10 protein-coding genes are annotated in these 15340 nt (G+C 44.8%); all 10 read right to left on the bottom strand.

Features of this window, described 5'->3' with window-relative positions:
- Positions 1-62: 62 nt before the first annotated feature.
- Positions 63-1724: a glucose-6-phosphate isomerase gene (gene pgi / locus ACTXGE_RS01050; RefSeq protein WP_443541195.1), complete on the bottom strand. Its 1662-nt coding sequence runs from the start codon at positions 1722-1724 to the stop codon at positions 63-65.
- Between the two features lie 15 nt (positions 1725-1739).
- Positions 1740-2618, bottom strand: a complete 879-nt coding sequence (locus tag ACTXGE_RS01045; protein ID WP_443541196.1) for a UTP--glucose-1-phosphate uridylyltransferase — start codon at positions 2616-2618, stop codon at positions 1740-1742.
- Positions 2619-2693: 75 nt separating this feature from the next.
- Positions 2694-3740: a UDP-glucose 4-epimerase GalE gene (gene galE / locus ACTXGE_RS01040; protein WP_435950037.1), complete on the bottom strand. Its 1047-nt coding sequence runs from the start codon at positions 3738-3740 to the stop codon at positions 2694-2696.
- Positions 3741-3853: 113 nt separating this feature from the next.
- Entirely contained in the window at positions 3854-4729 is an 876-nt protein-coding gene (gene sucD, locus ACTXGE_RS01035) for a succinate--CoA ligase subunit alpha (protein ID WP_435950036.1), read from the bottom strand.
- Between the two features lie 27 nt (positions 4730-4756).
- Entirely contained in the window at positions 4757-5935 is a 1179-nt protein-coding gene (gene sucC, locus ACTXGE_RS01030; RefSeq protein WP_317199650.1) for an ADP-forming succinate--CoA ligase subunit beta, read from the bottom strand.
- 142 nt (positions 5936-6077) lie between these two features.
- Positions 6078-7529 carry a dihydrolipoyl dehydrogenase gene (gene lpdA, locus ACTXGE_RS01025; RefSeq protein ID WP_317199651.1) on the bottom strand — a complete coding sequence of 484 codons (1452 nt, stop codon included), beginning with the start codon at positions 7527-7529 and terminating at the stop codon, positions 6078-6080.
- Between the two features lie 234 nt (positions 7530-7763).
- Entirely contained in the window at positions 7764-9035 is a 1272-nt protein-coding gene (gene odhB, locus ACTXGE_RS01020) for a 2-oxoglutarate dehydrogenase complex dihydrolipoyllysine-residue succinyltransferase (RefSeq protein ID WP_443541197.1), read from the bottom strand.
- A 103-nt stretch (positions 9036-9138) separates the two neighbouring features.
- Entirely contained in the window at positions 9139-12021 is a 2883-nt protein-coding gene (locus tag ACTXGE_RS01015; RefSeq protein ID WP_317199653.1) for a 2-oxoglutarate dehydrogenase E1 component, read from the bottom strand.
- 531 nt (positions 12022-12552) lie between these two features.
- Positions 12553-13263 carry a succinate dehydrogenase iron-sulfur subunit gene (locus tag ACTXGE_RS01010; RefSeq protein WP_317199654.1) on the bottom strand — a complete coding sequence of 237 codons (711 nt, stop codon included), beginning with the start codon at positions 13261-13263 and terminating at the stop codon, positions 12553-12555.
- 192 nt (positions 13264-13455) lie between these two features.
- Positions 13456-15306, bottom strand: coding sequence for a succinate dehydrogenase flavoprotein subunit (gene sdhA / locus ACTXGE_RS01005; RefSeq protein WP_443541198.1), 1851 nt, complete (start codon positions 15304-15306; stop codon positions 13456-13458).
- Between the last annotated feature and the right edge of the window lie 34 nt (positions 15307-15340).

Genomic DNA, 15340 nt, shown 5'->3' with positions numbered 1-15340 from the left:
TACCTTTCACTTCTTATTATCATTTACGTCTAATTATCATCTAAATTTAACTACAAACAGTATCAAGACAGCTGTTTGATATGGGCAAGCAGCTGATTGGTCGAGCTATCAAACTGCTCGCTACCGTCTTGTTGCAGGGCATGATAAACCGTCTCTGCCATCTGTTTACCCATCTCAACGCCCCATTGATCAAAAGGATTAATATCCCAAATACTAGCCATGACATAAACTTTATGCTCATATAAGGCAATAAGCGCGCCTAAGCTATGCGGCGTGAGTTTGTCGAGCAATAGCGTAGTTGAGGGCTGATTACCACGGTAATGCTTGTACTTGTCCGCCTCGCAAGCATGAGTCTTCTCAACGATTGCTGCATTACCAAAGGCTAGGACGCGGCTTTGCGCCAAACAGTTAGACAAAGATAGCTCATGCTGATGCTGCAAGGAGGCATTTTGTAGCTCATCGCTGTAGTGACGCACGCAAGCGATAAAGTCGCAAGAAACGTGTTGAGTACCTTGATGAAGTAGCTGATAAAACGCATGCTGAGCATCAGATCCAATTTCTCCCCAAAGAATTGGACAGGTATTATAATCAACGCGAGTGCCATCATGAGTGACCGACTTACCATTACTCTCCATCTCAAGCTGCGTCAAATAACTGGGCAAATAGCTCAGTCTGCCATCATATGGAAGTACGGTATGAGCATGTATTTGCAAGAACGTACTGTTCCAAACCGCGAGCAAACCCAGTAGCACAGGCAAATTATCCGCAAAATCAGTATGGGCAAAATGTTCATCCATACTGTGCGCGCCAGCGAGCAATTCACGGAACTGACTCATACCAATGCGCACAGCAATGGCTAAACCAATCGCTGACCATAAAGAGAAGCGTCCACCGACCCAATCCCAAAGCTGCAACTGGTGCTCAGGATGAATACCCCAAGCGCTCATTTTTTCGTTATTAGCAGATATACCGATAAAGTGCCGACGTAATACGCTATCCTCACTACCATCGCGGCGCTTAGCGGTTGCTAGCAGCCATGACAGCGCCGTCTTCGCGTTGGATAAGGTGTCAACGGTACCAAAGGATTTGGAGGAGATAATAAATAGCGTGGTCTCTGCATTTAAGCGTTTGAGCAAATTATCGAGCTGGGAGCCATCCATATTGGAGACAAAATGTACCCTAATATCGGTATCAGACCATTCATCAAGAGCAGTCGCTGCCATCAACGGCCCAAGGTCTGAACCACCAACGCCGATATTGACCACATCGGTAATTGCTTTACCCGAGAACCCGCGCCACGTGCCATTTCTAATACGTTTGGACAAACGCTCTACCTGCAATAGACTCTTATGTACATCAGCCACAACATCTTGCTCACCCATTTGCAGTTTGGCAGTTGATGGTAGACGTAACGCCGTATGCAAAGCAGCACGCTCTTCACTGGTATTGACCATAGCGCCTTGCATCAAGGCTTTTATACGTCCAGATAAATCACAACTGTCAGCCATGTCTAAAAGCGTCGACAATACCGTCTCATCGATACATTGTTTGCTGTAATCCATATACAGCTCACCTGCCTGCGTACTGAAACGCGTCGTACGCGCGTCCCCTTTAGCAGAGTCTTTAGCAAACAGCTCAGCAAGTGACCAGGACTGTTTGGCAAGGTCTTGCAGCTGCTGCCATGGTTTTGAGTGGCGAGCACTATTAGCGCTGTAGCTTTGCATTTTTACATCCATGTCTTAATTATTATCAAGTTGTTGCTGGGCAAAATAGATAAACGCTTGCATATAAGAGTGCATATCACCTGCATCATAACTATCGCCGCGCATTGTCGTGACATTGACGCCATACTGACTGATTAGAGCATCGATCGCATCGGTCAGTTGAATCTCACCGCCAACAGAAGCAGTAGTATTCGCCAGATAATTAAATATCTGATTGCTAAATACGTAGCGGCCTACGACAGCCAGCCGAGATGGCGCCTTATCTAGGCTAGGTTTTTCTACAAATCCTGCAACTTTAAAACTCATATTTTCTGAAGTATTATCGTTTTGGGTAGCAAGGTCGTGGTCTTGACTGAGCTTAGCAATACCGTATTTATGTACGTCTTCGTCAGCCACTTGATCCACTAGTATTTGCGAATGCCTATCATCAGCAAACTGTTTAATCATAAAAGCTAAGTTATCGCTTTGGCTATCAGTGGTAAAAGGATCCAGCACCACATCTGGTAGCAACACCGCAAAATCGTTATCACCGATAATGGGGCGCGCAGCTAGCACCGCGTGACCTAAACCTAGCGCTTTGCCCTGACGTATCATAGATACGCTGACATCCTCTGGTAACCAGTTTAAACTATCAGCAAGCGCGTCTTTGCCTTTTTGCCGAAGCTGATGATCCAGCTCTGCATTGGTATCAAAATAGTTCTCGATCGCGCTTTTTTGTGCATGACCGACTAACACGATGTGCTTGATACCAGCAGCAATGGCCTCTTCGACCACATAATGAATAGCGGGACGATTGCCTAGTGGCAACAGCTCCTTGGGTACTGATTTTGATAATGGCAACATTCGAGTGCCAAAGCCTGCTACAGGAATAACAGCATGAGTAATTTTTGTCATAAATAGAATCTGCGTCAAAAGGTTTTAGTGTAGATAAAGCGTTTTAATTAAAAGTAACATGCAATAGCATCAAATTTAAGAGGCATTATAGCCATTAGGGTTTTGACTTTGCCAGCGCCAAGTATCGCTGCACATATCGATGATAGATAGCTTAGCTTCCCAGTCCAGCAATGTTTTTGCTTTGTCAGCACTAGCGTAACAACTGGCGATGTCTCCCGCGCGGCGCTCGGCAAACTGATAAGGAATATTTTGCTCAGTTACACTAGCAAACGTATCGACTAACTCTAAAACGGAAGTCCCTTTACCCGTACCCAAATTAATGGGTAAAAATCCTACTGAGCGACTCTCTTTTGCACAGTCTTGCTGCTTTAAATAATTTAAAGCGGCAACGTGACCTGATGCTAAATCAGTCACATGAATAAAATCACGGACACCCGTACCATCAATAGTGGCGTAATCATTACCAAAGATATTTAACTTTTCAAGTTTGCCGACGGCAACTTGAGAGATATACGGCATCAAGTTATTGGGAATGTCATTTGGATCCTCACCAATTGTACCTGAAGAGTGCGCGCCTACCGGATTAAAATAGCGCAAAGTTACCAAATTCCAGTCTTTATCTGCTACTGCTAAATCTTCTAAGATGTGTTCAACCGTCAGCTTACTTTGACCATAAGGATTGGTCGCAGAACGAGGAGAGCTTTCATCAATAGGTAAAATTTCAGCATCGCCATAGACCGTTGCTGACGAAGAGAAGATGAAACTTTTAACGCTAAATTTACTCATAATGTCAAGTAGTGTAATAGTCCCACTAACATTGTTGTCATAATAAAGCAGAGGTTTGGCGACAGACTCACCAACCGCTTTTAGTCCTGCAAAATGAATAACGCCAAAAAATTCGTGTTGAGCGAATACTTTTTGTAGTGCTCTGCGGTCGCGAATGTCGCCTTCAATGAATTCGATGGACTCACCAATGAGCGTTGAGACACGATTGAGCGCCTCAACGCTACTATTAGATAAGTTATCAAAGACAACCACTTCATACCCTGCCTGATATAGTGCAATGCAAGTATGAGACCCTATATAACCTGCGCCGCCTGTGACCAGAATCTTGTGCTTCATAATATAACCAAAAGTATATAAGAATAAAAAAAGACACCTCATTGTGAAGTGTCTTTATAGTATATCAATATAATTAAATAGTTATCTGCCAAACTTATGTAGCTTTTAACGCATTACCAGCCAGTGACTTCTTTTAGCTTGTCACCTAGTTTTGAGGGATCGCGTGTATAAGCGATACCCGCGTCTTCAAAGGCTTTGAACTTTTCTTCGGCTGTGCCTTGACCACCAGAGATAATCGCGCCTGCGTGACCCATACGCTTGCCAGCAGGTGCCGTCACACCAGCGATATAACCGATAACAGGTTTAGTCACATTATCTTTAATGTACGCTGCCGCTTCTTCTTCAGCCGTACCGCCAATCTCACCGATCAAGATGATGGCTTCGGTTTGTGGATCGTCTTGGAACAGTTTTAGCGCGTCTATCTGATTCATACCTGGGATAGGATCGCCGCCAATACCGATACAAGTTGATTGACCAAAACCTAGCTTTGTCGTTTGCGCAACGGCTTCATAGGTCAGCGTACCAGAACGTGAAATGATACCCACTTTGCCTGGCAGATGAATATGACCTGGCATGATACCTATTTTGCACTCGCCTGGCGTGATAACGCCTGGGCAGTTTGGACCGACAAGGCGTACATCGCCTGCAGCTTCAAGGTAACGCTTGGCCTTTAGCATATCTAAAGTCGGTACGCCTTCGGTGATAACAACGATAAGTTTAACGCCTGCGTCTACAGCTTCAACGATTGAATCTAGTACAAAGGGCGCTGGTACATAGATGACAGACGCGTCCGCTTGCGTCGCTTCCATGGCCTCGCCCATAGTATCAAATACAGGTAGACCCAGATGCGTTTGACCGCCTTTACCTGGAGTCACGCCGCCGACTACTTTAGTACCGTACTCAATCGCTTGCTCAGAATGAAACGTACCGTTTTTACCCGTAAAACCTTGTACCAATACTTTGGTATTTTTATCAATTAATACACTCATTATTTTTTCCTACTTTTGATCATTATTTTAGTTGACGATACCTGTGGTAACTGCAGAAACGATCTTTTGCGCCGCGTCTGCAAGACCTTGCGCTGAGGTAAGCTTTAGACCAGACTCTTCTAAAATCTGTAGGCCTTTTTCAGCATTATTACCCTCTAAGCGCACGACTACAGGCACTTGCACGTCTACTTCTTTGACTGCAGCGATAATCGCCTCTGCAATCATGTCACAGCGTACAATACCGCCAAAGATATTGATCAAGACCCCTTCAACACTGCTATCTTCTAAGATAATCTTAAACGCTTCAACCACGCGATCTTTGGTCGCGCCGCCGCCCACGTCCAAGAAGTTAGCAGGCTTACCGCCGTATAACTTGATGATATCCATGGTCGCCATAGCGAGGCCTGCACCATTAACCATACAACCAATATTACCCTCTAGGGCTACGTAGTTTAGATCAAACTCTGATGCTTTAAGCTCACGCTCATTCTCTTGCGACTTATCACGCAGAGCTTCGATTTTTGGCAGACGGTATAGTGCATTTGAGTCGATACCGATTTTGCCATCGACGCAGACGATCTCGCCGTTTTCACGTACTGCTAATGGATTGACTTCAAGCAGAGCAAAATCATTGTCAATAAAAGCTTGATACGCGCCTTTCATGAGCTTTGCAAACTGATTGACTTGCTTGCCTTCTAGACCTAATTTAAACGCGACTTCGCGAGCTTGATACGGCATCAGACCCACTAGTGGATCGACGCTGACTTTAAATATCTTTTCAGGCGTTTGACTGGCAACTTCTTCGATATCGACGCCGCCTTCGGTTGAGGCCATAAAGGTCACGCGGCGTGTTGAGCGATCAACGACAGCGCCAAGATAGAGCTCAGTTTGTACTGGGTACATGTCTTCTGCGACGAGTACAAAGTTGACCGGTTGGCCATCAGAATCGGTCTGAAAGGTCACTAGATTGGTACCGATCAGCTCGTCAGCCACTTTTTTGGCTTCTTCGCGGGTTTTGACCAGTTTAACGCCGCCTGCTTTGCCGCGGCCACCAGCGTGAACTTGCGCTTTGATAACTGCGATATCCGTCGGCGTTTTGTCAAAAGCTGCCGCGGCTTCATCGCCACTATAAGCGACAATACCTTCTTGAATCGGTAAGCCGTAGCTTTTTAGCAGCTCTTTTGCTTGATACTCATGTAAATTCATTGCTTGTATCCTTCGTTATTATCTAAATAAGAGAGAGTAAAAATGTGAAATCAGGCAATTTACCATAGCAGCAGAACTCATCGTAATGAGTTCTGCTATGTTGCCTAATCAAACTATTATCTTGCTAAAGCAAAACTGTTAACTACTTACGTTTTTTGCGCTGGATAGCATGAATAGCACGTCCATCTGCTGATAGTGCCGCTTCGTGTACGGCCTCAGAGATTGTTGGATGAGCAAAGGTCATTAGTTGTAAGTCTTCAATGCTTGAGACGAACTCCATTGCGATCATACCTTGATGAACAATGTCGCCAGCTCCTGCAGAGATAGCATGCATACCTAATAGGCGATCGGTTTTGGCATCAGCGACAACTTTGATAGACCCTTGCGCTTCACTTTGTGCCAGAGCGCGGCCGTTAGCGGCTAGGTTGAATGAGCCTGTTTTGACTTCATAGCCTGCATCAGCGGCTTCTTGCTCAGTGAGACCTACCCAAGCAATTTCTGGATGGGTATAAATGACATTGATAATCGTGTCATAGTTGATCTGAGCTTTTTCACCATGAATACGCTCAACAGCCATCATGCCCTCTTCCATCGCTTTATGCGCCAGCATCGGACCGCGTACCAAATCACCGATAGCGTATACGCCATCTAAGTTAGTCTTGCACTGCTCATCAACATCGATAAGGCCGCGCTCGGTCAAGGTTACGCCACTGTCATCACCAAGTAGTTTCTCAGAATAAGCACGGCGACCGACACAAACGATCAGCTTATCAAAGCTCTCATCAGACGCCTCACCTTTGTTTTCACTAGTGACCACGACTTGACCATCTTTAACTTCAGCATTGGTCACTTTGGTATCAACGCGGATATCAAGACCTTGCTTTTTGAACATCTTACGCGCTTCTTTGGCAATATCTTTATCAGCTGCTGCCAAAAACTCAGGCAAAGCTTCATAGACGACGACTTCACTACCTAGGCGACGCCATACTGACCCCAGCTCAAGACCAATGACACCTGCACCAATGACGCCTAAGCGTTTGGGAGTTTCGGTAAAATCAAGCGCGCCTGTCGAGTCAACGATATGCTCATGATCGACTTTTGCTACTGGTATATCAATAGGGATAGAACCTGAAGCCAAGATAACGTTTTTGGCAGTAATGGTGCTCTCGCTTTCATCTTCTAAAGCGACAAATTTAACTTTTTTGTCATCGCCCTTGCCATCAACTAGCGTACCCCAGCCTTGTAACCACTCAACACCATTGCCTTTTAACAGTGCTGCCACGCCGCCTGTCAATTGCTTGACGATGCCTTCTTTGCGCTCGATCATTTTCTCAATGTCGATACCCACATCACCTGTGCTGATACCGTGCTCTTCAAGATCATGCTTAGTGGCCTCATAACGATGTGAAGTATCGAGCAGTGCTTTTGATGGGATACAACCAACGTTCAAGCACGTACCGCCAAGCGCAGGCTCGCCTTTATAGACGCGTTTTTCGATACAAGCCACGCTCATACCCAATTGACCTGCACGGATAGCGGCTTCGTAACCACCAGGACCGCCACCAATGACGACTAGATCATAACTGTCTTTCATAATGAGTTTCCTTAATATTTTTATTTATTAAATAAGTGATCTATCGTACGTAGACAATAGATTGTATTTATAACAAACAAGCTTTAAATGATGCTTTATGACTATAAATGAAAAGAAGTTTGCTAGAATAGCTAAGCTGTGAAAAGGCTAAGAGATATTTATGACAACAAGCAGAGCTACTCATAGCAAAGGTAAAAAGCTTGTATCAGCAGTTGCCAATACAAGCTTTAAGACTTATAAGTCTAATAGCAGCATGGTTGGATCTTCAACCAAGTCTTTTAGTGTGACCAAGAATTGTACGGCCTCTTTACCATCGATCATACGATGGTCATACGACATAGCTAAGTACATCATAGGTAATATCTCAACCTTACCATCAACTGCCATTGGGCGATCGTTGATAGCATGCATGCCTAAGATAGCCGTTTGCGGCGGATTCAAGATAGGCGTTGACATCAATGAACCAAAGACGCCGCCATTTGAGATCGTAAAGGTACCACCAATCATCTCATCAAGACCTAGCTTGCCTTCTTGCGCTTTACCGCCAAGCTCACGAATTTTACTCTCAACATCCGCCATGCTCATCTGATCGGTATCGCGTAGGACAGGGACGACCAGACCACGATCTGACGATACGGCAACACCGATGTCATAGTAACCGTGATAAACGATGTCATCACCATCTAATGACGCATTAACCGCTGGGAAACGTTTTAGCGCTTCAGTTGCCGCTTTGACGAATAAAGACATAAAGCCTAAACGCACACCATGACGTTTTTCAAACTGATCTTTATACTTGGTACGCATGTCCATGAGTGGCTTCATGTTGACTTCGTTAAACGTCGTCAGCATGGCGGTCTCTTGCGTTGCTGATAATAGACGTTCAGCGACGCGTTTACGCAAGCGCGTCATAGGAACGCGTTTTTCAGTACGCTCGCCTGTCGATTCAGCAACTGGAGTACCGCTATCAGACTTAATAGAGCTGTCTGATTTAAGTTTTGGACTTGCCATATCTGATTTAGTCACGCGACCATCACGGCCACTACCTTCGACATTCTTTGGATCAACGCCAGACTCTTTTGCCGCTTTACGTACTGCTGGGCTTTGATCTTTATGATCAGCTTCAGGAGCTTCTGGACGGCTTGGAGTATCACCATAGCCTTCTTGTTTAGGTTGTACGGGAGCTGCAGGCTGATCTGGGTTGACCGCTGGCGTCTCTGTCTGTGAGCTATCGCTAGTATCAGCGTCTTGTCCACCAGCATCGCCACTAGCGCCAGACTCAAACTCAGCGATCAGGTCTGCTGATTCGACCGTGTCGTCAACTTGCTTGACGATTTTGGTCACAACACCATCATCAGGAGCAACCACTTCCAATACAACTTTGTCAGTTTCAATTTCAGCCAATAAGTCATCACGACTTACTTGCTGACCTTCTGATACGTGCCATTCAACGATCGTGCCATCGGCAACCGATTCTGGAAAAACGGGGGCTTTGATCTCAGCCATCGATAAACTCCTTAGATTTGGATACTGCTCATTATTGGGTCGTGATAGTTGGGTTAAAATACTAACTATCATCGCTTGATTAATTTAAGACTTAATATAACTATTATTTAGACAACTCATCAACGCTAACGCCAAGACCACCTGCAACTAGCTCTTGCTGCTGCTGGGCGTGTAATTTAGGTGACCCTGTCGCAGGTGCTGCACTTGGCGGACGCGCGATAGGTTCCATAACTTTTGCTTTAGTCGGATGCGGTACCACAATACGGAACATGTGCGGTGCTAGGTAATACCAAGCGCCTTGGTTAAGCGGTTCCTCTTGCGTCCAAACGATCTCTTTTAGATTGCTGTATTTTTCAATTTCGCTAATCAAACGCGCTTCAGGTAGAGGATATAGCTGTTCAATACGCACAATAGCCACATGCTCAAGTCCAAGCTCACGGCGCTGCTCTAACAAGTCATAGTATACCTTGCCGCCGCACAGTACTAGGCGCGTGATGTTGTCAGCGTTTTGCTCATCCATCTCTGGTAATATTGTCTCAAACTTACCATTTGCAAGTTCTTCTAACTGCGAAGTTGCCAGCTTATGACGCAGCAAGCTCTTTGGTGACATTACAATCATAGGCTTACGAATAGGACGAACGGCCTGACGACGTAGAGCATGGAAAATTTGCGCAGGCGTTGTTGGGGTAATCACTTGCATATTATCTTCAGCACATAGCTGCAAGAAGCGCTCAAGACGTGCTGAGGAATGCTCAGGGCCTTGACCTTCATAACCATGTGGCAATAGCATGGTTAAACCACAAACACGTTGCCATTTGGTCTCGCCACTCGAGATAAACTGATCGATGACCACTTGTGCCCCATTCACAAAATCACCAAACTGCGCTTCCCAGATGATTAAGGCATTGGGTACCGTAGTCGCGTAACCATATTCAAAGGCTAATACCGCTTCTTCTGATAATAGTGAGTTGTAGGTCGCAAATCGTGCTTGCGTTTCGCTAATGTGCGCAAGAGGCACATACATGCTGCCATCGTTAACATTAAAGATTTCGCTGTGACGATGTGAGAAAGTACCACGGCCAACATCCTCACCAGTGATACGCACTAATACTTCGTCGTTATCTACTAGTGACGCATATGCCAAAGTCTCAGCAGCTCCCCAATTCAACGGCTCTTCACCCGTTTGCATGGCCAAGCGTTGTTCCATCATCTTTTGCACTTGACGCTGTAGCTTGTAACCCTCTGGCACTTCAGCCATACGGCGACCGTAAGTCTTTAGCTTATCTATGTCGACACTAGTATCCCAGTCATCAACGAGATCATGACCCAGATAGGGTGTCCAATCTACAAATAACTTCTCATTAGGTTCACTGACTAATGAATTGGCGACATACTCTCCGCGATCTAGAGATTCGCGGTATTCGTCTTCATACTTAGTAGCGTCTTCGCTTGTGATAACCCCAGCTTCGATAAGCTTATTGATGTAGATCGTACGAGTAGTCGGTAGCTTTTTGATAACCGCATACATAAGTGGCTGCGTCGCTGACGGCTCATCGGCTTCATTATGACCATTACGGCGATAGCAAAACAGATCGATAATGATGTCTTTGTCAAATTCGTGACGATAATCAAGCGCAAGCTGAGCTGCAAATATGACTGACTCAGGATCGTCACCGTTCACGTGTAAGATTGGCGCATGTACCATTTTTGCCACATCAGTACAGTATTCTGTTGAACGCAGATCTTCTTGACGACTGGTCGTAAAGCCTACTTGGTTATTAATGACAATGTGTACCGTACCACCTGTAGTATAGGCGCGCGTTTGCGACATCTGGAAGGTTTCTTGCACTACCCCTTGACCTGCAAAAGCAGCATCACCGTGAACCACGATAGGCAGTACTGAGTTGCCGTCTTTACCGCTATGACCAGGCTGATCATTACGGCGAACTTGACGTGCCCGTACTGAGCCTTGTAGCACTGGTGCGACAATTTCTAAATGAGATGGGTTAAAAGCTAGTGCTAAATGCGCTTCGCCACCAGGCGTCATCACGTTTGATGAATAACCATTGTGATATTTGACGTCGCCTGAGCCTTTTTCTGGTTGCACTTTACCATCGAATTCATCGAATAGATCAGCAGGATTTTTACCTAGGATGTTGACCAGTAAGTTAAGACGTCCGCGGTGAGCCATACCAATGACCATCTCTTTGGTACCATAACCACCAGCGCGCTGAATAATCTCATCAACTGCAGGAATAAAGCTCTCGCCGCCCTCTAACCCAAAACGTTTGACCCCTGTATACTTACGTGCCAAATACTTCTCTAGGCCCTCAGCAGCAGTTAGACGCTCTAAGATTGATAAACGTTTTTCTTTATCAAACTCGATATAACCTAAATTACTTTCTAAATATTTTTCCATCCAGCGCTTTTCAGTACTGCTAGTGACATGCATGTACTCAACACCGATATAACTACAATAGACGCGCTCCATGATCTCAATGATCTCACGTAGCGGCGCTTCGCTCTTACCGATGTTTAAATCGTTGGTTGGATATACCGTATCCAAATCAGCTTCTGACAAGTTGTGATAAGCCAGCGTCAAATCTTCTACTTCTGGACGCGGATGCAGCCCTAAAGGATCGAGATTGGCATGACGATGACCACGGCGACGATACGCAGATATCAATTGCTGCACGCCCATTTGCTTAGGATCAGCGCAGTCAGCTGCTAAGCTTTGAGCGGCAGAAGTAGAACCGCCGCCTTTATTAGCCGTCTGATTACGTGCAAGCAGTAAAAATTGATCTTGAATCGCATTGTGCTTAGCATCGTTTGGCGCTTGATACTGTTTAAAGTACTCTTGCCAATCGCTATCAACGCTATCTGGATCGCCTAAGAATTGCTCATAAAGAGCTTCGATATAATATGCATTATCAGCGGCAAGTTCAGTATGAGCTACGCCTGCTGCTTGTTTAGTTGTACTATTCATAATAACCGTCTATTTGATAGATAAATGAATGAAATTTGGTAGTTTTATCAGTATCTGCAGTTTATATTTGCATCAAAGTGCAATATGAACTGTCTTTTAACCAGTTGTGCTACCCTATTGTTTATTTGTGAACGCTCAGTTTTCTATATAATATCGTCTCAAAACATTTTTTTATATATACTGCCATCGACCATAACCAGATTACTATCAAAAACTAGCAAACTAATTTTGAGTAACGGTATCATTTGTTATAAATTGCCATTCCTTGACTCATATTGGCTGCTTTTGCATGCGCAAACAATAGTGCTACTTACCCTAACATGAGGTAAGTAGGTCACATAGTTTGTTTGTTCAATACTAAGTATTTACGTAATAAATATTTACTATCACGCTATTATACCTAAGTTTTATCAAACTACGAATCTATAAAAAAATGTCAGTTATATAAACATGTCTTAATCTTATCAAAAAAAACACCGCCAAGTCACTCGGCGGTGTTTTTAATTTCAAAAGACTAACAAATAAAGCATATTAGCCTGCTTGGTCAATAAGCATGTTACGTAGATGACCAATTGCTCTAGTTGGGTTGAGACCTTTTGGACATACAGAAACGCAGTTCATGATACCGCGGCAGCGGAATAAGCTAAATGGATCGTCAAGACGTGCTAAGCGTGCTTGCGCGTCACTATCACGACTATCTGCTACAAAACGATAAGCATGCAATAGCGCTGACGGACCTAAAAATTTATCAGGATTCCACCAAAATGATGGGCAACTGGTCGAACAACAAGCACATAAAATACACTCATACAGACCATTTAGCTCCTCGCGCTGTTCAGGAGATTGCAAGCGCTCGGTTGGCGGCGCAGGCTGATCGTTAATCAGATATGGATGTACCTTTTCGTACTGCTCATAAAACTGGTTCATATCGACAACCAAATCGCGAACGACTGGTAAGCCTGGTAGTGGACGAATGGTAATCTTTTCAGGCAAAGTGTTCATGTTTAACAAACAGGCTAGCCCATTTTTGCCGTTGATGTTCATACCATCAGAACCACAGATACCTTCGCGGCATGAGCGGCGAAAGGTAATAGTCTCGTCTTCTTTTTTTAGACGTAGCAAGACATCAAGCAACATACGATCTGATTCTAGTAGCTCGATATTGTAAGTTTGCATACGCGGAGCTGCGTCCCGATCAGGATCGTAGCGATATATCTCAATGGTGCGGTTACCTCTGCTCATAATGCTTAACTCCACACTAGATAATGGCTGGCTTGTTAGAATAATAGCGCCTTAAGCACTCACCTAACCTATAGCTGGCGATCATCCTTTGTCATAGATGAATTGATAATATAACGTAGCTATTACTTATCCTAGTATAAATACTCATTCTAGAATAAGTATAGCGGTATAACCTACTCAATGAACTTAAAGTTAGTAAACGCGAACTTTAGGTTCGATGTAATCTACTGTCAGTGGTATCTTGCGTACAGGCTTGTAGATGATACGGTTGCCTTCAGAATACCATAAGGTATGCTTCATCCAATCGTGATCATTGCGACCGTTAGGAGCATAATCATCATCTTCTGGACGATCATAATCAGCAACACTATGAGCGCCGCGGCTCTCATGACGACTAGCAGCCGATATCATAGTGGCTTTTGCGACTTCATAAAGATTAGCCACTTCAAAAGCTTCGATACGCGCTGTATTAAATACTTGCGACTTATCTGCTAGATGAATGTTTTCAACTTTTTCGCCAAGTGCCAATAGCTTCTCAACCCCCTCATCCATCATCGCCTGCGTACGGAATACACTGGCATGCGTCTGCATAATAGCGCGAATCTCATCTGCCACATCTTGTGCGTTGTGACCTTCAGTAGATTGCTGCAATTTATCTAAACGTCCAACAGTATAATCAAGGACGCGCGGATCCATAGGCTTATAGTTGTGATCGTTTTGATGGAACTCATCAACGATGTGTTTACCAGCAGCACGTCCAAATACCAATAGATCAAGGAGTGAGTTGGTACCTAAACGGTTAGCACCATGTACACTTACGCAAGCGCACTCGCCAATAGCATAAAGACCCGTTACGATTTTGCCTTCAGTGTATAGACCGTCTTCATCTGTACCCGCCTCAAGATCAGGCTTGATGACTTGACCATGAATCGTGGTTGGAATACCGCCCATCATATAATGAATAGTTGGAATAACAGGAATGGGCTCTTTAGTAATATCAACGTTTGCGAAGTTCTTACCAATCTCAAATACTGATGGCAAGCGCTTCATAATGGTTTCAACGCCTAAGTGAGTCATATCCATCACGATGTAGTCGCCGTTAGGGCCACAGCCGCGACCTTCTTTGATCTCTTGATCCATAGAACGTGAGACGAGATCACGCGGCGCTAGATCTTTGACCGTTGGCGCGTAACGCTCCATAAAGGCTTCGCCGTCTTTGTTACGCAAGATTGCGCCTTCGCCTCGGCACCCTTCGGTTAACAGAACGCCTGCGCCTGCAACACCTGTTGGATGGAACTGCCAAAACTCCATATCTTCTAACGGCACGCCTGCACGTACTGCCATGCCTATACCATCGCCTGTATTGATATAAGCGTTGGTTGAGGCTTCAAAAATACGACCTGCGCCGCCTGTTGCAAGTACGGTAATCGGTGCTTGGAATACAGCAACTGTACCTGTCTCTTGCTCTAAAGCAACAACACCGTTGATGTTACCTGCCTCATCTTTGATCAAATCTAGAGCAATCCACTCAACAAAGAACTGCGTGCCTTGCTCTAAATTTTTCTGATACAACGTATGTAATAGCGCATGACCAGTACGATCAGCTGCAGCGCAAGCACGTTGTACCGCTTTTTCACCGTAGTTTGAGGTATGTCCACCAAAGGGGCGCTGATAGATAGTGCCATCTTCGTTACGATCAAATGGCATACCCATATGCTCAAGCTCGTAAACGACTTTTGGTGCTTCGCGGCACATATACTCAATAGCGTCTTGGTCACCCAGCCAATCTGAACCTTTTACGGTGTCATAAAAGTGAAAATGCCAATTATCGTTACTCATGTTACCAAGACTTGCACCAATTCCGCCTTGGGCTGCGACCGTATGCGAGCGCGTTGGGAATACCTTAGTAATAACAGCGACATTCATACCCGCTTCTGCTAATTGCAACGAAGCACGCATGCCTGAACCACCACCACCAACAATGATGGCATCATAATTCAAGGTTTTAATGTTGCTGATAGTATTATCTTGTTTAGTTGCCATTGTGATCTTCCTAGTTAGTACTCAAAATAAGTAG

This window comes from Psychrobacter sp. T6-4, assembly GCF_052258425.1.
Lineage (GTDB): Bacteria > Pseudomonadota > Gammaproteobacteria > Pseudomonadales > Moraxellaceae > Psychrobacter.
This window is presented reverse-complemented; position numbering and strand designations above follow the sequence as displayed.